Genomic DNA, 24,026 nt, shown 5'->3' with positions numbered 1-24,026 from the left:
CCTATTATAGTAGAAATTTTACATGTCAAACAATAATTTTCTATTAAGTTACGCATGCTTTCCAAATAAAACAAAAGGAAGAAATTTCAAAGAGCCAGAAGACAAAAATCGCAGCTGCTTTCAGCGTGATAGGGACCGCATTATTCACTCTAATGCGTTTAGGAAATTGGGGTACAAAACACAAGTTTTTATCAATTATGAGCATGACTACTATCGCACTCGGCTAACTCATAGCCTTGAAGTTGCACAAATTGCAAGATCCATTGCTCGTAGACTTGGCTTAGATGAGGACATCACTGAATGCATAGCGCTTGCACATGACCTTGGTCATCCTCCATTTGGTCACACAGGTGAGGATGCTCTAGTTCAAGTTGATAAGGAGAAGTATAAGTTTGATCATAATGTTCAAGCTATAAGGATTTTAACTTATCTTGAACAAAAACATGCTGACTTTAATGGCATGAATCTAAGTTGGGAAGTGATTGAAGGTGTTGCAAAGCATAACGGTCCCTTGCTTGGTCAAAACGCGGAGTCTTCTACAAATAATCAGCTGCTATTAAAATATAATGAAAAATATGATCTAAAACTTGAAGAATTTTCAAGCATTGAAGCACAAGTTGCTTCGATTGCTGATGACATCGCTTATAGTGTTCATGATCTTGATGATGCACTCAGGGCAAATTTAGTAATAACCGAAGATTTGCTCGATGTTCCTTTAATTGGCAAAATGTTCAAAGAAGTAAAAAGCGAACATTCAGAATTGGCTCAAAGCAAACTCATACATGAATCACTGAGTAGAACTATAGGAATTATGATAAATGATGTCGTTTTTCAGACTGAAAGAAATATTAAAGACTACAAAATAAAAAGCGTAGAAGATGTAAGGAGCTTAAATAATATGCTAGTCACATTTTCACCAGAAGTTGCAAATGCCACAAAAGAGATGAAAAAATTCAACATGGAAAAAATATACAGAAGTTATAAACTGACCAGAACAATGAACAAAGCAAAACGTATAGTACAGGAGCTTTTTCAATGCTTTTATGAAAACCCAGGGTTATTACCTATAGAGTGGAACAAACTTGCTTGTGAATCTCAGCGTTCAGTAATAATATGTGATTATATCTCAGGTATGACAGATAGATTTGCCATACACGAGCACAGAAGAATTTTTGATACCTCATACGAAATGACTTCTTTCTAATGACTGATGATTATTTCATGTCGATCGCATTAAAACTTGCAGAAAAAAGTCTTGGAAGTGTTGCACCAAATCCCGCTGTTGGATGTATCATTGTAAAAAACGGTATGGTGATCGGTGAAGGCTACACAGGAATCGGTGGACGTCCACATGCAGAAGTAGTTGCTTTGCAAAATGCTAAAGATTTAACTCATGGTGCAACTATGTACGTCACTCTTGAACCATGCTGCCACTTTGGAGTTACAGAACCTTGCACTGCAGAAATCATAAAATCAGGAATAAAAAGAGTAGTAATTGCAGCAATTGATCCAGATAGTAGAGTTTCAGGTGGAGGAATTAAAGCTCTGAAAGAAGCAGGAATTGAAGTTGAGCAAGGTATTATGCAAAAAGAGGCAGAAGTATTGAATGTCGGTTTTTTCACCACTAAAGAATTTCATAGACCATTCATAGCTTGCAAAATCGCAACAACTCTTGACGGAAAAATCGCAACATTTACAGGTGATAGCAAATGGATAACAAGTGAAGATACGAGAAATTGGGTACATGAGCTCAGAGCAAAATATGATGCAATTATGATTGGCAGTAGTACCCTTATCAATGACGATCCTCTCTTAACTTGCAGATTACCAGGACTCGAAGACAGGTCGCCAATAAGGCTAATTATCGATAGCCAAGGGAAATTGAAGGAAGAGCATAATATTGCAAAAACTGCAGACAAAATAACAACTTGGGTGATTACAAACAGAGAAATAGAGAAAAAAATAAAAAACATTAATTATTTGATAGTCAATTCAAATCACAAACCTCCTGTTATTCCAGATGTTACCCCAACACACTCTCCTGTCATTCCAATACCTTCTCCTGTCATCCCAGTGCCCAGACACTGGGATCCAGAAAACTTCAAGCAATTGCATAATGAAAACTGGTCACGCGCTGGAATGACATCGGAGCCTGACATTATCGATAAAGTCTGCCTAAAAGACATGGCATCAAAACTTGTTTCAGAAATTGGCATAACAAGGTTATTAGTTGAAGGTGGAGGAATATTAATTACAGAGCTATTAAAGCATAATTTGATTGATAGATTAATAATCTGTCGCAGTGGTAAAATTCTAGGCAATGATGCCACTCCTTTTATAGGAGATCTAGGGATTCAATCCATAAACAACTGCCATAAATTCAAAAAAGTAAAGATAATAGAGTTCAGTGAGGATGTAGTTGAGGTGTGGGATAGATCTTACGTACCTAAATGATAGAGAAAAGAAGTAGAGATAACTCTACCTCTTTTTTTCTCGATTTAAAACTGCTTACTTCTGAGCAATTTTTGATAGAGCTGCATTTACTGCAACCTCTCCTAATTTAGCTTGAACTTCATTCTTTAAAGCTTCAAGATCTTTATCACCTACCGCAACTGTTAATGACTTAGAATCAGGAGCCATAGCTAACCTTTCTTTCATTTCAGCAAGCTGACCTTCACCATCTACGCTAATTAATTCCAATTTATAGTTATCATTATCGTTAGCAACAGCAACGTGTTTAAATTTAACTTCAACTGATTTATTTTTTAGCAACACATTCAGAGTTACTTCATCACCAACATTTTTACCATTTGTTAATGCTTCATAATCATCTTTTGAAAGTTTCAGATTTAATTTCTGATTTTCTTCAACAACTTCACCACTCTTTACCATATCACCAAGAAGAACAAAGAAATCTGTATCTTTAACATTCACTCCTATTTCTTCATTCTTATGCATTTGCTGATATGAAGCATAAGCTGCTGCGGCAAAATATACAGCGACAATAAACAGAACTGCAATTCCAGCAGGGCTAGCAATAAGTGCTAAAGACGCAGGTCCAGCAATTACTTTAGTAGCAATCAATAATGTTGTTATTGCTGCTGCTAAAGATGCAGTTGCAACTGTACTTTCAATACTCATTTTTGTTATGGGTGCTATATTTTTCAATTTCCATATAGTAGTCATAATTACTTCCTCCTTAATTAAGGTTAATAAAAAGTTAATTGTATATTAACAATGCACACTAGTCAAGCATTTTTATTAACAACTTAATATTTTATCTACTTTCTAAATTGTTACTAATTATGTAAGATTGATACATGGTAAATGGCTGGCTGAATCTTGATAAACCAACAGGAATGAGTTCTGCACAAGCTGTAACTCAAATTAAAAGGATTTTTGGAATAAAAAAAGCCGGACATTTGGGAACACTTGATCCTTTGGCTTCAGGTATATTACCGATCGCTCTTGGTGAAGCAACAAAAACTATACCGTATTTATCTTGTGACTTAAAGGCATACAATTTCACAATAAAATGGGGAAAACAAACAACTACGGATGATTTGGGTGGTGATATCATTAGAACTAGCGATATAAAACCCGAATATAACCAAATAAACTGTGCGATTAAGGATTTTATTGGTGAGATAACACAAACTCCTCCTCAATTTTCAGCAGTGAAAATCAAGGGAGCAAGAGCATATAAATTAGCAAGAAGTGGGCAAAAGGTAAATATAAAGCCCCGGCAAGTCAAAATACATGAACTGAAGCTGATATTCTTGGACACTATAAATAATAGTGCTGATTTTTCTATGATCTGCGGTAGCGGCGTATATGTAAGATCAATTGCAAGAGATCTTGGAGTCACATTAAATTGCTTTGGACACATTACAAAATTAAGAAGAACGATGGTAGGTGATTTTAAGGAAGATGAATCAGTGACAATTGAGCAACTTACTAAAAAAAACACAACAACTTACTCTCCCCAGTGCTTGACACTGGATACAAATACTTACAAATCATGTAATGGACAAAAGATTCTAGGAGCATATGTCAAAAACAATGTTCGTGATGCAATAAGCTTGATCCCAGTGCTTGACACTGGGATGACATCGGAGGGTGGGATGACAGAAGATGATGGAGGTAATACAAAAGGCTTCATCATTCCCATTGAATCGGCTTTAAAATCGATGTTCAAAGTTGAAATTTCCTTAGAGGAAGCGGAGAAAATCAGAAAAGGTCAAGAAATTATATTAAATAACTTGCGTAATTTAAAGAATTATGATACTTTTTGTACGATAGTGGGTAATGTACCTATTGCAATTTGCAGTTTTACTCATGGTTGTGTGAAGCCTATTCGTGTTTTTAATATTTTGAAATGAGGTTTAGATGTCAATAACATCCCAAAAGAAAAAAAGTTTGATTAGTACATATGCAATTAAAGAAGATGATACAGGTTCATCTTTTGTACAGTGTGCAATTTTAACCGAGAGGATCAGTAATTTAACTGAGCATTTTAAAGCGCATAAGCATGACCATAATTCTAAGCGCGGTTTACTTATATTGATAGGTAGAAGGCGCAAGCACTTAAATTATATAAAACGTAAATTTGGTAATGAAGCCTATCAAGAGTTAATAGAGAAGTTAGGCATTAGAAAATAATCGAGGAATTTTGTATGTTTGAAATTATAAAAAAATCTATAGATTGGGAGGGGCGTACCTTATCTTTAGAAACTGGGAAAATAGCACGTCAAGCTGATGGTTCAGTAGTTGTAAATTATGGAGATACTTCTATCTTAGTCACTGTTGTACGAAAAAAGAAGGAAGAAAGTGTTGATTTTCTCCCTTTAAATGTGCAGTTTATTGCAAAAAGTTATGCCATGGGTAAGATTCCTGGTGGTTTTTTTAAAAGAGAAGGAAAACCATCTGATAGAGAAACTTTAATTTCAAGAGTAATAGATAGAAGTATAAGGCCGTTATTTCCTGAAGGTTTTCATGATGAAATTAGTGTAGTATGTAATCTGTTAACTTACGATACGGTCAATTCTCCTGAAGTACCAGCATTGATAGGTACCGTCGCAGCTCTTGCAATTTCTGGTGTTCCTTTCCACTTTACTATAGCTGGAGTCATGGTCGGTTGTGATGAAAATAACAATTATATACTCAATCCTTCCGTTCAAGAGATGAAAGCGAGCAACTTGGATCTGTTTTTGTCTGGTGATGAAAATTCGATCTTAATGGTCGAATCGGAAGTCAAAGAGCTCTCTGAAGAAAATGTTTTAAACGCAATAAAATTTGGTCATGAACACCTTCAACCTGTTATTAAGCTCATAAAAGAATTTGCTGATACAGTTGGCAATAAACCTGAAAGCTTTGCTCCTGTTGATATATCAGATATAACTCAAGAACTTGAAAAATATCGAAAAGACTTTGAAGAAGCATATTCAAAAACAGTAAAACAAGAGCGAGTCCAAGCTCTAGAAGTAGTCAGGAATAATATATTGAATACTCTTAAAGAGGCTGGAAAAGACGAAAAGTTAATTACTTATGCAGTAAAAAGCTTTGAAAGATCTTTAGTGCGTGAAATGATTAGAAGGAAAAGTGTGAGAATAGACAGCCGTAAGTATGATGAAATACGCCAGATAGAAATTGAGGCTGACATTCTACCCAAGACTCACGGTTCTGCGCTATTTACAAGGGGTAGCACTCAGGCACTAGTTGTTACTGCTCTTGGTACTACACAAGATGAGCAAATTGTGGATGACATTGAAGGGGATAGACGTGAACATTTTATGTTGCATTATAATTTTCCTCCATTTGCTGTTGGAGAGGCTTCTGCTATACGCGCACCAGGAAGGAGAGAAATTGGTCATGGTAAACTTGCTTGGAAAGCAATTCATCCTGTTTTACCTGATAAATCTGAATTTCCTTATACAATAAGGGTAGTATCTGAGATTATGGAATCTGATGGTTCTTCTTCTATGGCAACAGTTTGTGGAACTTCCATTGCATTAATGGATACAGGTGTGCCAATAAAGGCTCCCGTTGCAGGAATTGCTATGGGTCTCATCAAAGACAAAAATGAGCATATAATACTTTCTGATATACTGGGCGATGAAGACTATCTTGGTGATATGGACTTCAAAGTAGCAGGAACTAGCGAAGGGATTACAGCACTGCAGATGGATATGAAAATTCCTGGTATAAGCTTTGAAATTGTTGAAAAATCTTTAGAACAAGCAAAAGTCGGAAGATTACATATCTTAGAAAAAATGAATGCAGTAATTTCAGAACATCGTAAGGATATAAAAGATCATGTACCAAGAGTGTTATCGTTTTATATAGATAAAGATAAAATTTCTGCAGCTATTGGTACTAAAGGAAAAAATATACGCAGTGTATGTGAAAGAAGTAATGCAAAAATTGAAATAGGGGATGACGGTAAAGTTTCTGTTTTTGCCATTAGTAGTACTGAAGCTGAAGCTGCAAAGAATATGATGATTGATTCAATAACAGAGCTAGAACAAGGTTCTATAATTGATGCTAAAGTTGTAAAGATAGAGAAGTCTATTGTAGAGCTAGAACTTCTTAATGGAAGAAAAGGAAAAATGCATATAAGCGAGGTAGCTAATCAACATGTAGAGTCCATTGAGGATATACTTAAACAGGGTGATACCTTCAAAGCTTTGATAATTGACTTTGAAAAAGGTGGATGTCCAAAATTATCAAGACGTCGTGTTGATCAAGAAACAGGTGAATTTTTTGAAGGTAAGCTTTACAATGAAGAAAGGAGAGATGGTTTAAATAATAGGGATAATTATTATAACAACTCGTTTAATAAAAAACCTGAAGATAATTATCATAGTAATAGACCTACTCGTCCTCGTTCTGGTTTTAGTAATAGAAGCAGACCAAAATTTGGTAATAATGACTTGTCATCAGGTTTCTATTGAGGTTGAACTTACTTTCTATTATCTCAGTGTCGAAACACTGGGATAATAGGAATTTTTAAAACTGACAAGATAACAAAAATGGTTTGTGTTATCTGTAGGGTTATAACGAAAGATTTTTAAGATCGTTTACAGTCTTTTTCATGTCTTCAGCTTTAAATATTGCTGATCCAGCAACTAATATATTTGCACCTGCTTTTATTATATCAGCTGCGTTAGAAAAGTTAACTCCACCATCTACTGAAACTTGTGTTTTAAGATTACGGTCCTGTATCATTTTCCTCACAGTAGATATCTTACTCAACTGCGAATGAATAAACTCCTGTCCTCCAAATCCAGGATTGACTGTCATAATTAGCACAATATCTAGCTCATCTATTATATACTCAAGCACGCTTGGAGAAGTTGAAGGAACAATTGAAGCTCCAACTTGTATTATTTTTTTTGTATTGTTTTTATATGATTTTATCTTTCTTACTAGCCTCTCAAGATGTATCTCTGCTTCTGCATGTATAGTGATAATATCAGCACCAGCATTTATAAAACTTTCAATATGGTCACCAGGAGATTTAATCATTAAGTGCACATCAAAAGGAAGGTTGCTATATTTACGTATCGCATAGATAACATTCGGACCTATTGTAATATTTGGAACAAAATTTCCATCCATAACGTCTATGTGTATATAATCTACATTCAAGTCGCTAATTCTTTTTACTTCCTCCCCTAATTTTGCAAAGTCTGCTGAAAGTATAGAAGGTGCAATTTTAATACCCATAGAATACTTTTTACCAAAAATAAAAAAAGTAACTTATTTTTTAAACTCTGTCATCCCAATACTATATTAATCTCATTTAGAAATTTTTGTATACTTCCAGATGCATGTGCCTTTATTTTTCTCTGCCCATGCATCTGGTCATTGTAATACTCATTAGACTTCTTTCTTCGCCTTTTCTAAATATTCCAACACAGTTTCATGTAGCGCAGTCCAAGACATTTGCCTTTCCATATTCGGTATAAATTTTTGTTTCCAAGTGTCCTTAAATTCTTGAAACCATTGCTTTTCAAAATTTTGGAAATCAGATAAAATTTTCGACCTAAACTCATTAATCAAATTCGAGACTTCTATAGCCTTTTCAGGGCTTATAGACTTAAAAGATAATATTTCATTCTTTAAAATATCTAGCTTTTCAAATGAATTAAGTCTAAATGGAATATAAAGTGAAGATCTTATATTGTATCTTAGATAAGAGTCATAATATAGCTTAATCTTGTACATGAGCATAGCAAATGCATCAGAAGAAATATTATTTTCATATTCTGCAAGAGAAGATAATAAATGCTTATAATCCTCTTCATTCAAAAATGGTGGCTTTAAGCTTAATTGAGTTTTATCACTTAAAGATAAGAATTCACTAAAAATAAGATTTCTATACTTAACTAAAAATTCAGGCAAAATATCTTCTTGTTCTAATTTTAGAGGCAAGTCTTTTCTAATCTCTTTCGGCAAGTGGTGCATTGAAAACTGATTGATAACCCACGCAAAATTTTCATCAAACTCATTTGAGTAATTAGCATTATTGTCAGGAAAAATCATATTACCTTCCCTATCATTCCAAGGCAGTATTTTATAAAAAAAACCGTTTAACCTTTTTTTTAATTTCAAAATATTTTCACTCTTATCACCTACCTTATACAAAACCTCATTTACTTTTTGTTCTGCGTCTTGAGGACTGATTCTATCACCTATATGCAATCCAATACCACTTTTCTCTAATAACTCCCAATCAAATAACTTATGTGGATCAGGCTTACGCATTGCGTAACCTTCAATTGCTGAGTTGTACACTATAGTGCCTATCTCAGCGTGACTAAATATCATATCTTTTCTAATCTTAAAGCGCTTCATGAGGTACAAAATCAGATCTTTGACAGATTTCATTTGCTCTTCTGGAAAAGGCTCAAGCCCTGTGTTTACAATCTCTATACCTATAGAATAATCATTCAGTTTTCGTAGCTCTTCAACCACATTATCTACTTGAACTTTCGCATAACTTATACCAGCATGCCATGCTCGTTTTTCAAGTGGAACCATCAGAGTAATGCTACCATCTCTATCAACAATAAGCTGTACTGATATCCCTGAAGAATTTAATGCGTATTTTGTACTTTTTAATGTTGGTGATTCGGTATGGTGCACCACCACCATCAACACTTTTTTGCCTTCTCTATCATCATAATTTAAACTCGGTGCAGGATCTAAAAATATTGGATTTTTTAATGATGTTTTCAAATCTTGAAAATCGTTCTCAATATCACTTAAACAAGATTGTTGTCCATATAAAAGAGGCGCTACAAGCAGCAACAGAAATAAAACAGACAAACATTTTTTTACTATAAGTTTCATGTAGCTCTACAAATTGCCCTTAATATAACTAAATTAGCATAACACACATAAAATGTTTACTTTTTTTCAGCCAATCAAGACTTGCTACAGCTACAATTAATACTCTTATCATTACATTTTGGTGTTAAGTCAGGATAGAATGTGAGTATAGCGTCTTTCTTTCTCACAAACACTGATTGATAATTGTCATCTTCCATTTTATACAGACACATTCCATCTTTTCCCAGCTCCTTAAACGCCTTAGTTGCAGAAACTAAAATATCATCAGCATGAAGGTTATACGCGTACCCACTTGGGCACTTAACTTTCACTTCTCCATCCTTACCTAGATATTTCATTCCAAATGTGTAAACAGGTGGCTTAATATCTAATTTATTGCACAGAGATTCATTATCCCAAATCGCACCCGCCCACTTATTTTCTTGAGCCTCAACATATCTACCTACAAAATGCATACCACCTAGCCCCAATCTATCTGGTTCACCACAAAAAATATGCCCAAACCCTATAGTTTCTTTTTCAGTTCCGCTATTTGTAAACCAAATCTTAGTCAATTCATCTTTAAACAACCCCAAGTCTGCACTAGGTGTAATCACCTGATGATCAAGCTTATCGTATATCCTTTTCACCACTTCTTGATGCTGCGGACAATCAAGCAAAATTCTGAAATCTTCTTCATCAGGCTGTGTTCCCCAATCTCCACAAACCCTTAACACTCCTCTATCAAAATCAGTCAACTCTGGAAGTGGTGGAATATAGTCTGGATCTGAAGAATCTGTTTTGAAAAACGGCTCAAAGCCAATTTGTGAATTTGCATCATTGAGATAATGCTCCTTAATGTAAAAAACAAATCCTATTACTGGTATTATTAAGCACAAGATTAACTTAGCTATTTTCGACATAATCATATTCATAAAGAAGCTAGGGTATAAGCAACAACTTAAAAAAGTTTTAATCTAATGTTGATCGCAGTCCTGGCATCTCATCACCACTTAGCCAACTTAAAAACGCTCCCCCACCAGTTGAAATATATGTAAAATCTTTATCGGCAAGACCTGCAGTATTTATTGCAGATAGACTATCTCCTCCTCCTATTACACTGGTTAATTTTCCTTCGTGTGTCAAATCACTTACTACTCTCATCACCTCTACTGTACCATTTGCAAAAGCTGAATGTTCAAAAACACCAATAGGTCCGTTCCACAGCAGAGTTTTACTGCTTGCTATTATACCGCTTATTGTGCTTAAAGTTTGAGGTCCGATATCTAAAATTATATCACCGTCCAAAATGGATTCAATTTTTCTTAAAACGCCAGTGCTATAATCAGAATTTACTGCAACCAAAACGTCTTCTGGCACAACTATTTTGCAATTGTTTTTATTTGCCGTCTCAACAATATCGTGCAGAAGATCATCAACGCCATTTTGAAAAAAAGACTTGCCTATATTAACTTTATTAAATAACAAAAAATTATTAGCAATTGCGCCGCCCAGAATAAGGTAATCAACCTTTTCTGCTAGCTTTATAAGCATTTTTATTTTAGTTGATATTTTAGCTCCACCAACTATCGCAGTAATAGGTTTAGCGTCAAACGATATAGCTTGCTCAAGATACTTTAGCTCATCTTGCAAGCAAAATCCTGCATAAGAAGGTAAAAATTCCGTAATGCGTGAAATAGAAGCGTGAGCTCTGTGAGAGCAAGAAAACGCATCATTTATATATATATCTGCTAGAGATGCTAATTGTTTAGCAAAATTTGAATCATTCTGCTCTTCTTCTTTATAAAACCTCAGATTCTCTAGTAATATTATATCTCCTCCATCCATCGCATTTATTGCTCTTTGTACTCTCTCACCAATACAATCATCAATAAATTTCACTTCTTTGCTTAGCAGCCGCGATAAAGTTTCAACTACGTTTTTTAGCGATAAGTTACTGTCTTTGGCTTTTGGACGCCCAAAATGTGAGATAACAATAACTTTTGCACCCGCATTTGCCAAATACTGAATGGTAGGTAGCGCTCTCAAAATACGAGTGGCATCACAAATTCTTCCATTTTTTATAGGAACATTGAAGTCAACCCTGAGCAGAACATTTTTATTGTGAAAATCACAACTCTCTATGCTAGGTACATTTATCATAAAATTAAAGAGCTATAAAATCACTATACAATAGTTTAATCCAAAGTAAAGGAAGGAAATTCCAATGCTAAATAAATTAATAAATAGGAAAATTACTACAAATACTTTCAACTTTATTTTTCACTGCTTTTTCAACATCAGGGCTATTTCCATCAATTAATCCCTGAATTATTTCATTTATCAGATCAGCTATCTCTTTAAAATCTTTTTTCTCAAGTCCGCGTGTTGTCTCAGCAGCGGTACCAAAACGGAGCCCTGAAGTAATGGTTGGTTTTTCTGTGTCAAACGGCACGGAGTTTTTATTGCAGGTAATGCCAGCTCTTTCAAGGCTATTCACAACGTCTTTTCCAGTCAATTTCCGTGATCTTAAATCAACTAGCACTATATGAGAGTCAGTGCCACCGGTTATAATGTTCAGCCCATGCCCTTGCAGCGCTTGAGCTAACACTTTCGCATTTTCCACAACTTTTTTACTATAAGTTTTAAACTCTGGCGCTAATGCTTCCTTAAATGCAACAGCTTTTGCAGCTATCACATGCATAAGTGGCCCACCTTGCAATCCTGGAAAAACTGCAGACTGAATTTTTTTATGTAACGCTTCATCATTTGTCATTACCACTCCACCACGAGGACCACGTAGAGTCTTGTGAGTTGTAGAAGTTATAATATGCGCATATTCAGCAGGTGATGGGTAACAACCTGCAGCAATAAGCCCTGAATAGTGAGCAATATCTGCAAGCAGATATGCACCAACTTTATTCGCAATTTCACGAAAGCGCTCGAAATCTATTTTTCTTGGATAAGCAGAAGCACCAGCAATAATTAATTTTGGTTTATGCTCCAGCGCTAGCCTTTCCACCTCATCCATATCAAGCAGGTAAGTGTCTCTATTAACTGTATACTGAATCGACTTAAACCACTTACCAGAAAGGTTTGGTGCTGCACCATGAGTTAAATGTCCACCGCAGTTCAGTGACAATCCAAGTATTGTATCACCCGGAGCAAGCAGTGAAGCAAACACTGCTTGATTTGCCTGAGAACCAGAATGAGGTTGAACATTTGCAAATTTAACACCAAATAGCTTACAAAGCCTTTCTATAGCCAGATTTTCAACTTCATCTACATACTCACAGCCACAGTAATATCTTTTACCAGGATAACCTTCTGCATATTTATTAGTCAGAAAAGAACCCTGTACTTCCATCACTGCTTTACTTGCAAAATTCTCCGATGCAATCAATTGCAACTGCGATCTTTGACGCTGCAGTTCCTTCTCTATAGAGAGATAAACTTCATTATCAAAAGACTTTAAATTATTTTCAGAGTTACAAATCCTTTCTGAAGCAATTGTCATAAGACCTTTTCCTTAACCACATAAATCCAAAAACAGCCAAAAGCAAACATACAGGAATAATTGATATTGCTTTTACTAGTAACTCAGTACCATACACAGGATTTCCTTGTATTACCGTTCCATTCCAACATAAGTCTATTATTTTTGCAATTCCAGTATGAAAAAAATAGCCAAAAACCATAACTATCATGTTTGATACAGCTGTGGCTAAGCCTACCAAGTTATTGTTTACATAACTTATTGCCTTGTAAATAGTAATTACCTGATACCCAGATGCAAAGCCGATAACAAGAAGTGTAGGTAATGCAATATATAAACCGCCAAATTGTGTAAAAAGCAAGAGGAAGCTAGCGATCATTGCAAAAGAACACGCAATAATCACCTCGTAATGTTTGTCTGGATACTTCTCCAGTAAATAAGCGAGAAAGAATGATCCAGCTCCCATACCTATAAACATGAGAGAGGAAAGTGAAGATGCCAAATCTCCGGTCATTTGATATGCTTCACATAAGAACGCTTTTGCCCAACCATCAGCAAAACCTTCTAGTGGCCCAACCATCAAGCCCCCAAAAAAGCTGATTAGAATGATATGTTTATTGAAAAGTACAGTTTTTAAATCTTGAAGTATGTTGTCATTTCTACTCTCCTCTATGTTAGAATTTGGCGTTATTAAGAATAAAAGTAGGGCGAGCAAGCAACCAAACGCTGAGAAAGTGTATATAACATAATTCCAACCAAATTTATTGAGCAAGAAGTCTAGAGGTAATCCACCATAAATAGCTCCCAGTAACCCTATTATTATAGATAAGCTAGCCATCCTTGCTGATTTTTCTTGTGAAAAATACATGCTTGCAACTTTGAAAAGCCCAATTGCTGAAGCAGATGACCCAACTCCAACAATCATTCTACCAAGTATTGAGTAATACCACTGATCAAAGCATATTAGCGGCAATGTTCCAGCAAATGTTAAGACAATACACGCAGGTAAAACAAACTTTGGCCCAAATCTATCAAGGGCAAGACCAACAGGTATGTGAGCAAGCGTATAGCCTATATAATATAGCCCACCAAATTGACCAACATCTGTAATACTTATGTTAAATTTTGTTATTAATTCAGGCGCGATTATATTTGGAATTACACGCAATATATACTGGTATGCATAAAATAGTGATGCTAGCAACCATATGAAAAAGTTTCTCTGCAATCCTAATATTACCTAAAAAACAGAATTATAGGTATTTTATCAGCAAGGAGCAACACTTTTGTAAATAGCTACTCTAATCCGAGTATCTTTCTTAAAAGAGACCTTTTAGCATATCTATAACTGGTTCATGGATAAGGTATATGAAAAAAATTATACCACAGATGATAAGGATTTTTATAATTTTACCCTTGTTCATCTTAAGCTTTATTTTTTTTACTATAAGTTTTAGTTTTGTTACAAAATTCATTTTACTTACGCTTTTATTTCGTGATACCGATTATACTTTAAATAATATAATTTTTAATGAAATTCAGTATCAGAAACGCTGTAGTTAACTAAATATTAACCTTTTTGTGTGTAAAATATAATATAAAAGCAAGGTGAGTGAATGAACATAGGTACAATAGACAATACGCTACAAAACTACATAACAAAATACATTGAACAAACATTTGCCGCACACACAGGCAATAGATACGACAAGTTATACAGGGAACTTTTAAGTAGCGCAGAAGAAATAATAAAACTTACTGTAAACGAAGCAAAACAATATGATAAAAGCCTAGAAGAACTACATAACAATTCAATATTTCACGATAAGAAATTTATTCAAGCTGTTGCTAAACACCAGATATTAGAATTTCTGAATACTCATCCAAAGAAGAAAGAAATCGTTGCAGAATTTAAAAATGAACATCATATCAACGAAAGCGATTTAAAAATTTTAAAGGAAGGAAAAGATTTAATGAATAAAATAAACGATATTAACTTAATTCAACAAAATGAGAAAAATGAAACATTGAACATCAGAAAGGTACTTGCTAAATCAATAGGAATGCCCTCTTCAAGAACCGAAAAATCCAAGGCAACTTTAGTAGAAAGTCCTGAGATGGTAAAATAGACGTACTTAACTTTTCCTAATTGGAAAATACTTTTAATCCTATAATACCCAGCACTACCAAAGCAAGGGAAAATAAACGCCCAAAATTTACTGGGTCATTAAAAAACATTATTCCTATTATCGCTGCACCTATAGAGCCTATACCAGTCCAAACTGCATAAGATGTTCCAAGGGGGATAGACTTCATTGCTAACGATAGCCAGTAAAGACTTACAGAACCGCTAACTAAAATAATTACTACAGGTATAACACGAGTAAAGCCATTGCTATATTTCAGTGCTGTGGTCCATATTATTTCAACCAAACCAGCTAATAGCAAATATACCCACGCCATAAATCAACTCTATCTTACTGAAATATTATACATAAGAATATTAAAAAGTTAACTTAGCATTTCACATGCTTTAATAATACTATTACATCCAATTTCTAATTGTTCCTGAGAGGTTGCATAAGAAATTCTGATAAAATTTTTCAGACCAAACGCAATTCCTGGAACAACAGCAACTAAATGGTCTTCCAACAAATATTCAGCAAAATCAAGATCACTATTTATTACTTTACCACTTTTCGTGCTCTTACCCAATAAACCTTCACATGCGACAAACAAATAGAATGCACCTTGTGGAATAGATGCTGACAATCCTGAAGCAGAATTTAGCTTTTTTACTACAAAATCTCTACGATCCTTAAAGATTTTTGTTCTTTCTTTCAAAAAACTATGATCACCGTTTAACGCTTCAACTGCTGCTGCTTGTGCTATCGAGTTTGGGTTAGAAGTACTTTGAGACTGCAGTGTAGAAATAGCTTTTATCACATCACTCCTGCCTGCAATATAGCCTATTCTCCAGCCCGTCATTGCATAGGCTTTTGATACTCCATTGACCACAAAAACTCTATCATAAAGTTTTGGCTCAACCTGAGCAATGGTAAAAAACTTTTCGTCGTATACTATGTGCTCATAAATATCATCTGTAACAACATTCACATGTGGATGTTTAAGCAATACTTGCGCTATGCTTTTCAATTCATCATATGTATAGACAATTCCTGCTGGATTATTTGGTGAGTTGAGAATTAACCACTTAGTTTTCTCAGTTATATTGCTTTCCAGTAACTCCGGTATCAGCTTAAAGTTTTGTTTGCACTCTACAACAACTGGCAGTCCACCAAAAAGACTTACCATATCAACATATGAAACCCAATAAGGAGCTGGTATTATAGCTTCATCCCCAGGGTTAATTGTTGCCATGAACAAATTGAATAACACCTGCTTAGCACCAGCACCAACACAGATTTGGCTAAGTGTGTATTCTAGAATGTTATCCCTTTTTAACTTATTGATTATCGCCTCTTTAAGCTCACGCGTTCCATCAACAGCAGTATATTTAGTTTTGCCTTCATTTATCGATTGAATAGCTGCCTTTTTTATATGATCTGGAGTGTCAAAATCCGGCTCTCCCGCAGCTAAAACGCAAATTTTCTTTCCTTCGCTTTTTAATCTGTTTGCCTTATCGGTCACAGCGATTGTAGGCGATGGTTTTATCAGAGACATCCTCTTTGCAAGGTCTGACATAATCTCACTAAAGTTAAATAAAAATGATAAACTCTACACAACAAAAAAGCTAGAAGTTTTATTATTTTACATAAAGGTTGGTATTTTTGTACTCTTAAATATATTAACTATAGATATTAAAAAGCTTAATAAATTTAAAAAGGCAAATAAATCCCCGTATAGCGAGTTTTGACCCTATAATAATGTAAATTGGCATTGTAATAATGTGCTAACGCTTAAAATAAGCGCGATTTGGCTGAATGTAGAAAAAATAAAAAAGACATGCAGCCGCTATAATTTTTTGTAACCTGCCAATAGATATCTGAGTTTTTTTACTGAATTTTGTCGTTGAGCCCAAAAACAAGGATAAATACTCTTATTGCCATAATAAGGAAAGTGTAAAGATTTGTCAAGTAAGGTTTTCATTCCACCCTCATAAAGGCTTTTCATACAAGAGTTTTAGTAGTTTCTTACTAGGTCCACTAATGCAGCAATATTTTCAACCGGAGTATCAGGAAGCACTCCATGTCCAAGATTAAATATAAAAGGTAACCCTCTAAAACAATCTATTATACGCTTTGCTTCTTCAATTGCTTCTGCCTTATTGTAGGCCAAAAGACTAGGATTAAGGTTCCCTTGCAGAGGAATTTTTAGATTTGCTTTCGCCCATTCTATTGGAACATTATAATCTATACTTACTGCAGATACACCTGTTTTCTCATAGTAATCCTTATAAAGATTTCCAGCAGAGCGTGGAAAACCTATTATAGGAAAATCAGGAAACTTATTCTTTATTGCTGAAACAATTTCCTTTGTTGGCTTGATTACATACCTTTCAAACAGTTCTCCCTGCAATATACCAGCATTGCTGTCGAATAACTGAATAACATCTGCTCCAAACTCTATCTGTTTGATTAGATAAATAATTGTCGCTTCTGTTATTTTTTTAATTACTTCTTCTAGTTCTAGGGAACAGAAATGTAATACTTTAGAAAAAGTTTTACTACTACCACCCTCTATGATGTAGGAAGCTACCGTCCACGGCCCTCCAGCAAAGCCTATAAGGGACTTTTCCTCTGATAATTGGCTTCTTACTTTCCTGATGGCATTTAAGATTGGAAAGGTTTTAGTTTCAAATTCTTGTGAATTTTTTAACTCCTCAGAGCTTTTCACAGGTTTTATTATTGGACCCACACCGCGAACAAAATTCACATCACAACCTAAAACGTCAGCTATTATTAAAATGTCTGAAAAAATTATGGCTGCGTCCATATCAAATCTTTTTATTGGCTGTAGCGTCAGCTCTACCACTAAATCTATGCTATAGCATATCTCCATGAAATTACTCGTTTTTTCTACGGCTTTGCGATACTCAGGAAGAGATCTACCAGCCTGGCGCATTAACCAAATAGGTACTTTTTCATTTGGCTTATTCTGCTTAATAATTCTTACTATCGCTGGTTTGTTGCTTTCCAATCTATTTTATCTACTTTTTTCTATACTAAAGTATAGTAGTAATAATAGTTCTATCAATAAATTGTTATTAACTTAAAATTCAGTAAAAATTATTGTTACTTAACTTGTGGATAAATATGTTAATAACTTCTATATACTATTGATTTTGCCTTGTAATTTATGTGTATAAGTAAGATATTTATAATGTTAGTAATTTTCTTTTACGGAAAATACTTTACTATCATGTATTGTTACACAATTATGTATATGTCGTTGAGAAAGTTGTTGATCAATTGTTAGTATTTTATATTAACAAATAATTCACAAATTAATTTGACATTATTCACATGCTTATTAAACATTTAATAACAGTTTTCTTGATAGACCTTATCTAAAGATATTTTCACCATTAAAGGGAATAAATTGAATAAGAAAAGAACTTTAGTAGAAAAAATAGCATACAAAATTTTTTTCTTTCTCTTCAACAAAACTTCTGTGTTAAAAAAATGTGCGACTGAGGCATTAATGGGTGATCTGTCAGGTCTTGACATACTTAATAGTCTATTAAAATTCCGTGATTGTAGTATCATGGATATAATGACTCCACGTAAGGAGATATGTGCAATAGACATTGAATCGAGCAAGGATGAGGTAATAAAGAAGGTGAAAAACACTTACCATGCTAAGATACCAACTTATAAGAATAACTTTGACAACGTAATAGGCTTTTTTTACGTAAAAGATATCATTTTCAATAAGAATAAAGATTTTAATCTGAGAAATATTATACAGTTATCTAAGTGGGAAAAGTCGCCTCTCCCCACTCGACTTCAGAACCGTACGTGAGACTTTCGCCTCATACGGCTCCTCTATAATTTGGTGCTTGTCATGCACACTTTCTATGTAATTCATCGTGACAATGTCCATGTAACAAGGATAAATTCTTTTTCATATTATTACGTCTGTTTCGGTCAATATGATGTGTTTCTAAGATATCATCATTTTTAAACCAAAGTTGACAATGACCACATTTACCTTGTTGTAACTTCAACAATTTTATTACTCTTGGTAGTTTATCTGGTATCTTCCTTAAACGATTACCCCAATAAACCCAATCGCCATCATATGGAGACTTGGTTCCTTTCACTTTGACATGCCTTTTAATAGCATGATCTCCGTGCTTAATAAGAAGAACTTTGTTATTTGTCATAAATCGCCAATTATCGTTTTTATACTTTTTAAAGTATTTATTTTTAATCCAGTATTTTCCTTTGGTTGGGTGCCTGTAGACTGCCCACTTCCAGATGTTTCTAAACATTACACTGTCAATAAACCTAAAGGTCTTGTTTGACACAACCGAAGAATAATATTTGCTCCACCCTCTAGTAATTGGGTTAAGCTGTCTTATTACTGTTTCTTGTGTTGATCCTCTTAATCCTCTAATCTTATGTTTTATAGTGAGTGTATGCTGTTTTCTGGATTCACGACTTGGTTTGACTAATAATTTATAACCCCTCTTATTATTTTTCGTAGAGTAATGCCTTATTGAGAAACCAAGAAAATTAAATCCTGGCTTTTCTCCATTTTGAGTATGAGAAATCTTTGTTTTTGAAGGTTTCAATTCTAGTCCAATGGTTTTGAGCCATTCTTCAACTATCATTTTTGCCTTCAGAATGATTTCCTTACTCTCATGTATGATGATAAAGTCATCTGCGTAGAAAATTACACTTAATGAGCTTTTTGCTTCTCTACTGCTTGCAACACCACATTTCATCTTCCTATATTGAAGAAGTTCACTCCATAACGTTTCTTTGATATATTGTTCTAATCCATTTAATGCAACACAAGCAAGTAACGGTGAGATCGTCCCTCCTTGAATTGTACCACGTTTTGTGGATTCAAATTTTCTGTTTTCCATTACTCCAGCTCTTAACCATCCTTTTATAATTCTTCTAAAGGTTGGTGTAGTGTTAAGTTTTTCCAACAGAGCATTTTGATTAATATTATCAAAACATCCAGAAATATCAGCATCTAAACAGTACGCTGTTTTCCAATTCAGTGAATTAAATATGGCTTCAATAGCATCATGACATGACCTACCAGGTCTAAAACCATACATGTTCGGTTCAAATCCTACCTCCCACTCTGGCTCTAGTGCCATTTTCATAAGTGTTTCTTTTGCCCTATCTGAGATAGTAAGTATACCAAGAGGGCGATATTCTATTGGTTTTCCAGGTTTTGGAATCCAAACACGTTTTGATGGTTTCGCTTTTTCTCTAACATTTAAAGAATATGCTAATTGCAATCTTTCTTTATGATTAAGATTTGCTTTTCCATCAATACCTGCAGTTTTCTTCCCTCTGTTATCTTGAGTTACTTTTCTGACAGCAAGTAGTTTTGCACTTATTGAATTGAGTAATAATCTTTGAAGTTTATGTACCTTCTTCTTATCATTACATATTGCAGCTTGGTAAATTCGCTTTTGTAGCTTAAATACAAATTTCTCAACTTTACGCCAAGGAATTGTATTCCATTCATACCTAACAAATTGTTGGTCTATAACATATTTACTACTATTCACAACTTTACCCTCCAAATTATAGTGTCCACGTCTGCATATCCCAAATATTACTTTGGGCATTAGCTTCTTGGACAATCCCTCCAATGTAAGTGCTTATGGCTGGCTGCCTACTTACATTCAAATGAATATAAGAGCACCTATATGGTTATCCCGTTTCACGATTTTGTTTCGTGTTAGACTTAGGTTCTTACTTTTTACCGGAAGCTGAGAACATCTATAATCAAAGACATCTAACTTTAATTCCTCGTATGCTTCATACCATTTTGGTCTATGCGTAAAACAACCTTAATTTCGCATATTCAATATAACGACAATTCAATCATAAGTTTCTCTTGTAACCATATCTAACTCTGTTTGCAGGAGTTTGCTATAAGGTTTAGCATTACCTGCTTTTATCTCATGCTTGCATCCTAAAGGTTGCCATTCTTTAAAATGTGAGACATACATTATCCCTGATGTCTAGGGAAGATGGAATCTAACCATCACAAAATCGCAACTTCGGGTCGCACAAATGTAATATTTGTCCCAGCCTCAATGAAAGCAACAAATCTTTTTGTTAGAATGAAATCTTCCAAGTCATATTTAGCTATTGTACTGGATGAATATGGCGGAACTGATGGTTTAATTTCGATAAATGATCTTATAGAAGAATTGATACCAAATATTGATAACGAGAATGAGGTAAATTCAGAACACACCATTACTGAATTATCTCAAAATAAGTTTGAAATATCGGCAAGGGCCCTTATAAAGGATATAGAGGAAAATCTAAAAATAGAGTTGTGTGACTCTGAAGAGCATTATGCCACACTTAGTGGTTTGGTTCTTTCAATTGCTGGTAAGGTACCTTCTGTAGATGAAGTTATAAGATATAAAAATGGTATAAAATTTATCATCAAGGATGCAAATGAACGATACATTAACAAAATAATACTAGACTTAAGTGATTACAAAAATTAAATTCAATATTTTTTAGTGAAAGGTACTTTATCTTGGAAGTAGGAGACATAGTAGCCAGGTATGCAATTTAAACAATTTCTTAATATACAAAAGTTTGTAGTTCTATACGTTACTGTTTGATAATTAAGGTGGGAATAGTTTTTTTGGTATAAAGTTATAAAAATTAGTTGTTTAAATATTTTTAGCGATCTGTAACTTTCAAAAAGGGAGTGTTAAATAAACTGTGTCAAGCCGCATTTTTAATTCAACTCTACAAGAAAAAAAGATATCAAGTTGAGACATAGTCAAAGCCCAATCATGTATAGGCATAGCCCATTTTTCTCCTAACTTTTTTATAGCACAATATACCTGTTCATAGAAGGCATTTGTGCTAGTAAATGAGCCCTTAGTTTTAGTAAATTTTCTGATCTGTCTATGTAACCCTTCAATAGGATTTGTGGTATAAATTAATTTTCTTACAGGGCCGGAATATTTAAAATAACTAGACAGATTTTCCCAATTATTTTCCCAAAACTAAAGTATAGCTGTTCTCATAATAGTGGAAACAAATGAAGAAAAGCAGAATCGACAGCTTGACGAAAAGATTTAAAAAGAGGAATGTTTTTCCTGGCTCTGTTTTTTATAGCAAACCAATGATGCTCAATTTTATTGAAATCTGGAGAATATGGAGGCAGATACAGAATGTCTGCACCAACCCTTTTGGCAAATTCGACAATCTTTTTAGACTTATGAAAAGTTGCATTATCTAAAATCACTGTTTGTCCAGGCTATAAAGTTGGTGCCAGAAATTGCTCGAACCAGCCATTAAAAACCTCTGTATCACAATAGCCTTCAAACGTCATAGGTGCAACGATTTTTCCCTTATTTAAAGATGCAATCATGCTAACTCTCTGAGTTTTCTTGCCTGATTTTAGTGCATGAAACCTCTCTCCCTTTCTGCAATATCCGTATGGGTAATCTTCTGTATTGTCTATACCAGATTCATCAATATATACCAAATTTTTAGGGGACTCTGCCGATATGACTTTCAGAAATTCAGCTCGTTTTTCTTCGTTTCTTTCTTCATATCCATAAATCTTTTTTTGCGTGTAAATCCAAATTTTTTTAGAGCTCTATGAATCGTTTGACGACTTATATTGCCCCAGAGTTTGGCCACCTCTGATTGTGTTTTACCGCCGTGCTTTTTTATAAATTCTACAAACGCATTCCAATCGGTGATTTTATGATTATAGCCTCTATTTCCCAGTTTCTTCGATTCCTGTTTCTTTCCGCCTTTTCTCCCATTTGTACAATGTCACTCTACCGATTTTGAACCTCTTTGCTACTGCTGTTTTACTCTCTCCTTCATGGCTTTTTTCCCTAAGTCATAACTGTATGCTGCTGGCACTTTTACCTTCTTATTACCCTAAGTCTCTATTTTATCCTGTTTCCACTATTATGAGAAGAGCTATATATTTTTCTCACCATTTTTCCTCTAGCTCAAGCAAATAATTTTCGGCAGTTTCTCTACTTGCAGCACGGTATATTTTTTTCAAATCATTCATGAAAATTTTCACATCTTTGCTCGATGCATATTTCAGTGAATTTCTTATCTGATGTACAATACATAGTTGTATTTCTGCTTTAGGAAATACACTGTTTATTGCTGTAGGAAAGCTTTTAGCCCATCTACACATACAATCAGGATATCTTCTACTCCTTTCTCTTTTAAGTCATTTAACATCCCTAGCCAAAAGTTAGCTCCCTCACTTTCTGCTATATAAAAACCTAAAACTTCTTTCCTTTCATTCTGCTAATATATTCTACATGTATTTACTTACGCAATGCCTGTCTTCTTTGACCTTAAAAAACATAAACACTATTGGATACACTGATTGCAGTGGACGACTACGCCACTCATTGATTACAGGCAATAATTTATCAGTAATACTTGATATCTCTGCTACAGATATTTTATATCTTTTCTACATGCGACGCTATATCTCTATATACCATGCCACTGGCATATACTTAAAACCTTTGCTTCAAGTTCGGTTGTTTGCCTTTTTCTGACTACTTGTGGCTCAAAGCTTCCTTCCCTATCCCTTGGTGTCAATAACTCAAATGAACCTACACTTGTCCGTAAAGTCTTTGAATTTCTTCAATTTCTTCGGTTATTTTCTTCGCTTTTAGCCGACAAGTGATTTTTTATTTCACCTTCCAGACTCGATTCCAGTAGCCTTTTTACAAACGGTGTTAATGCACCATCTCTTTCCGTCAATGGTCTTCCTTCTCGTATAGACGATAAGATATTTGTTTCTAATTCTTTATAGTCTACCAAACCGGTAGTTCTGTTTGCTTGACTCATTGTCAAACCTCCATTTTTTGTTTCTATTTTATTATTACTTCTCGGTTTGATACAGTTTATTTAACACTTCCCTAAGTACGTAAAAAAAACACTCCTATACTGAAAGTACAAGCATTTGTTGAGATTATTAGGAATGTAAAACCTAGCAGAAATCTTGATAATTCAAA

18 protein-coding genes and 5 pseudogenes are annotated in these 24,026 nt (G+C 34.4%); 8 read left to right on the top strand and 15 right to left on the bottom strand.

Annotated elements, in window-relative coordinates; translation table 11 throughout:
• The first annotated feature begins 22 nt into the window (after positions 1-22).
• Both MJ631_RS06265 and ribD read left to right on the top strand, forming a co-directional pair.
• Complete coding sequence (locus MJ631_RS06265; protein ID WP_214303171.1) at positions 23-1,204, top strand: deoxyguanosinetriphosphate triphosphohydrolase; 1,182 nt, start codon at positions 23-25, stop codon at positions 1,202-1,204.
• The gene (gene ribD / locus MJ631_RS06260) at positions 1,204-2,454 is read left to right on the top strand and encodes a bifunctional diaminohydroxyphosphoribosylaminopyrimidine deaminase/5-amino-6-(5-phosphoribosylamino)uracil reductase RibD (RefSeq protein ID WP_149168718.1); all 1,251 of its coding nucleotides are present in this window, start codon (positions 1,204-1,206) and stop codon (positions 2,452-2,454) included. Before MJ631_RS06265 ends, ribD begins: the two co-directional genes overlap by 1 nt.
• A gap of 54 nt (positions 2,455-2,508) precedes the next feature.
• Here the strand turns inward: ribD and MJ631_RS06255 are convergent, their stop codons facing one another.
• Entirely contained in the window at positions 2,509-3,186 is a 678-nt protein-coding gene (locus tag MJ631_RS06255) for a hypothetical protein (RefSeq protein ID WP_214303170.1), read from the bottom strand.
• Between the two features lie 134 nt (positions 3,187-3,320).
• Here MJ631_RS06255 and truB point away from each other — a divergent pair, with 134 nt between their 5' ends.
• Genes truB through pnp form a run of 3 tightly spaced genes read left to right on the top strand, consistent with a single transcriptional unit; the run spans position 3,321 to position 6,953 of the window.
• Positions 3,321-4,382 (top strand): tRNA pseudouridine(55) synthase TruB, encoded by a 1,062-nt coding sequence (gene truB / locus MJ631_RS06250; RefSeq protein ID WP_214303169.1) that lies wholly within the window; start codon positions 3,321-3,323, stop codon positions 4,380-4,382.
• A 7-nt stretch (positions 4,383-4,389) separates the two neighbouring features.
• Entirely contained in the window at positions 4,390-4,662 is a 273-nt protein-coding gene (rpsO, locus tag MJ631_RS06245) for a 30S ribosomal protein S15 (protein WP_007302237.1), read from the top strand.
• A gap of 14 nt (positions 4,663-4,676) precedes the next feature.
• A complete protein-coding gene (gene pnp / locus MJ631_RS06240; protein ID WP_262986279.1) occupies positions 4,677-6,953 on the top strand; it encodes a polyribonucleotide nucleotidyltransferase in 2,277 nt (758 codons plus the stop codon).
• 100 nt (positions 6,954-7,053) lie between these two features.
• On the opposite strand, the gene rpe is transcribed toward pnp, so the two are convergent.
• The 6 genes from rpe to MJ631_RS06210 form a co-directional block, all read right to left on the bottom strand.
• Complete coding sequence (gene rpe, locus MJ631_RS06235; protein ID WP_262986278.1) at positions 7,054-7,728, bottom strand: ribulose-phosphate 3-epimerase; 675 nt, start codon at positions 7,726-7,728, stop codon at positions 7,054-7,056.
• Between the two features lie 153 nt (positions 7,729-7,881).
• Entirely contained in the window at positions 7,882-9,357 is a 1,476-nt protein-coding gene (locus MJ631_RS06230) for an N-acetylmuramoyl-L-alanine amidase (RefSeq protein WP_007302240.1), read from the bottom strand.
• Positions 9,358-9,431: 74 nt separating this feature from the next.
• Positions 9,432-10,259, bottom strand: coding sequence for an EndoU domain-containing protein (locus MJ631_RS06225; RefSeq protein ID WP_012481925.1), 828 nt, complete (start codon positions 10,257-10,259; stop codon positions 9,432-9,434).
• Positions 10,260-10,308: 49 nt separating this feature from the next.
• Positions 10,309-11,496, bottom strand: a complete 1,188-nt coding sequence (locus MJ631_RS06220) for a phosphoglycerate kinase (RefSeq protein ID WP_179943647.1) — start codon at positions 11,494-11,496, stop codon at positions 10,309-10,311.
• A gap of 79 nt (positions 11,497-11,575) precedes the next feature.
• Positions 11,576-12,853 (bottom strand): serine hydroxymethyltransferase, encoded by a 1,278-nt coding sequence (gene glyA / locus MJ631_RS06215; protein WP_214303168.1) that lies wholly within the window; start codon positions 12,851-12,853, stop codon positions 11,576-11,578.
• Positions 12,825-14,060: an MFS transporter gene (locus tag MJ631_RS06210; RefSeq protein ID WP_007302244.1), complete on the bottom strand. Its 1,236-nt coding sequence runs from the start codon at positions 14,058-14,060 to the stop codon at positions 12,825-12,827. Before MJ631_RS06210 ends, glyA begins: the two co-directional genes overlap by 29 nt.
• Positions 14,061-14,448: 388 nt before the next feature.
• Between MJ631_RS06210 and MJ631_RS06205 the strand changes: the two genes are divergently transcribed.
• Positions 14,449-14,961, top strand: coding sequence for a hypothetical protein (locus MJ631_RS06205; protein ID WP_214303167.1), 513 nt, complete (start codon positions 14,449-14,451; stop codon positions 14,959-14,961).
• 16 nt (positions 14,962-14,977) lie between these two features.
• Here the strand turns inward: MJ631_RS06205 and MJ631_RS06200 are convergent, their stop codons facing one another.
• The 3 genes from MJ631_RS06200 to hemE all read right to left on the bottom strand — a co-directional run bounded on the left by MJ631_RS06200 (position 14,978) and on the right by hemE (position 17,992).
• On the bottom strand, positions 14,978-15,295 hold the full coding sequence (locus tag MJ631_RS06200; RefSeq protein WP_010403511.1) for a DMT family transporter: 318 nt from the start codon (positions 15,293-15,295) through the stop codon (positions 14,978-14,980).
• A 48-nt stretch (positions 15,296-15,343) separates the two neighbouring features.
• Complete coding sequence (locus MJ631_RS06195) at positions 15,344-16,537, bottom strand: pyridoxal phosphate-dependent aminotransferase (RefSeq protein WP_017531947.1); 1,194 nt, start codon at positions 16,535-16,537, stop codon at positions 15,344-15,346.
• Positions 16,538-16,975: 438 nt separating this feature from the next.
• Positions 16,976-17,992 (bottom strand): uroporphyrinogen decarboxylase, encoded by a 1,017-nt coding sequence (hemE, locus tag MJ631_RS06190; protein ID WP_007302249.1) that lies wholly within the window; start codon positions 17,990-17,992, stop codon positions 16,976-16,978.
• Positions 17,993-18,394: 402 nt separating this feature from the next.
• Here hemE and MJ631_RS06185 point away from each other — a divergent pair.
• Positions 18,395-18,763 (top strand): annotated as a pseudogene (locus MJ631_RS06185) (hypothetical protein); the annotation flags it as partial.
• 94 nt (positions 18,764-18,857) lie between these two features.
• Here the strand turns inward: MJ631_RS06185 and MJ631_RS06180 are convergent.
• A complete protein-coding gene (locus tag MJ631_RS06180; RefSeq protein WP_214303292.1) occupies positions 18,858-20,612 on the bottom strand; it encodes a reverse transcriptase domain-containing protein in 1,755 nt (584 codons plus the stop codon).
• 255 nt (positions 20,613-20,867) lie between these two features.
• Positions 20,868-20,999, bottom strand: coding sequence for a hypothetical protein (locus MJ631_RS06175; protein WP_255521118.1), 132 nt, complete (start codon positions 20,997-20,999; stop codon positions 20,868-20,870).
• Positions 21,000-21,062: 63 nt separating this feature from the next.
• On the opposite strand from MJ631_RS06175, the pseudogene MJ631_RS06170 reads away from it, so the two are divergent.
• Positions 21,063-21,512: pseudogene (locus tag MJ631_RS06170) on the top strand (transporter associated domain-containing protein); the annotation flags it as partial.
• 198 nt (positions 21,513-21,710) lie between these two features.
• Here MJ631_RS06170 and MJ631_RS06165 read toward each other — a convergent pair.
• From MJ631_RS06165 to MJ631_RS06155, 3 pseudogenes are all read right to left on the bottom strand, one after another.
• A pseudogene (locus tag MJ631_RS06165) lies at positions 21,711-22,022 on the bottom strand (transposase); the annotation flags it as partial.
• Between the two features lie 20 nt (positions 22,023-22,042).
• Positions 22,043-22,899: pseudogene (locus tag MJ631_RS06160) on the bottom strand (IS630 family transposase).
• Positions 22,900-22,975: 76 nt separating this feature from the next.
• Positions 22,976-23,859, bottom strand: a pseudogene (locus tag MJ631_RS06155) (IS256 family transposase); the annotation flags it as partial.
• Positions 23,860-24,026 lie beyond the last annotated feature (167 nt).

The sequence above is a fragment of the Wolbachia endosymbiont of Oryzaephilus surinamensis genome, assembly GCF_025617515.1.
Taxonomy (GTDB): Bacteria; Pseudomonadota; Alphaproteobacteria; order Rickettsiales; family Anaplasmataceae; genus Wolbachia.
This window is presented reverse-complemented; position numbering and strand designations above follow the sequence as displayed.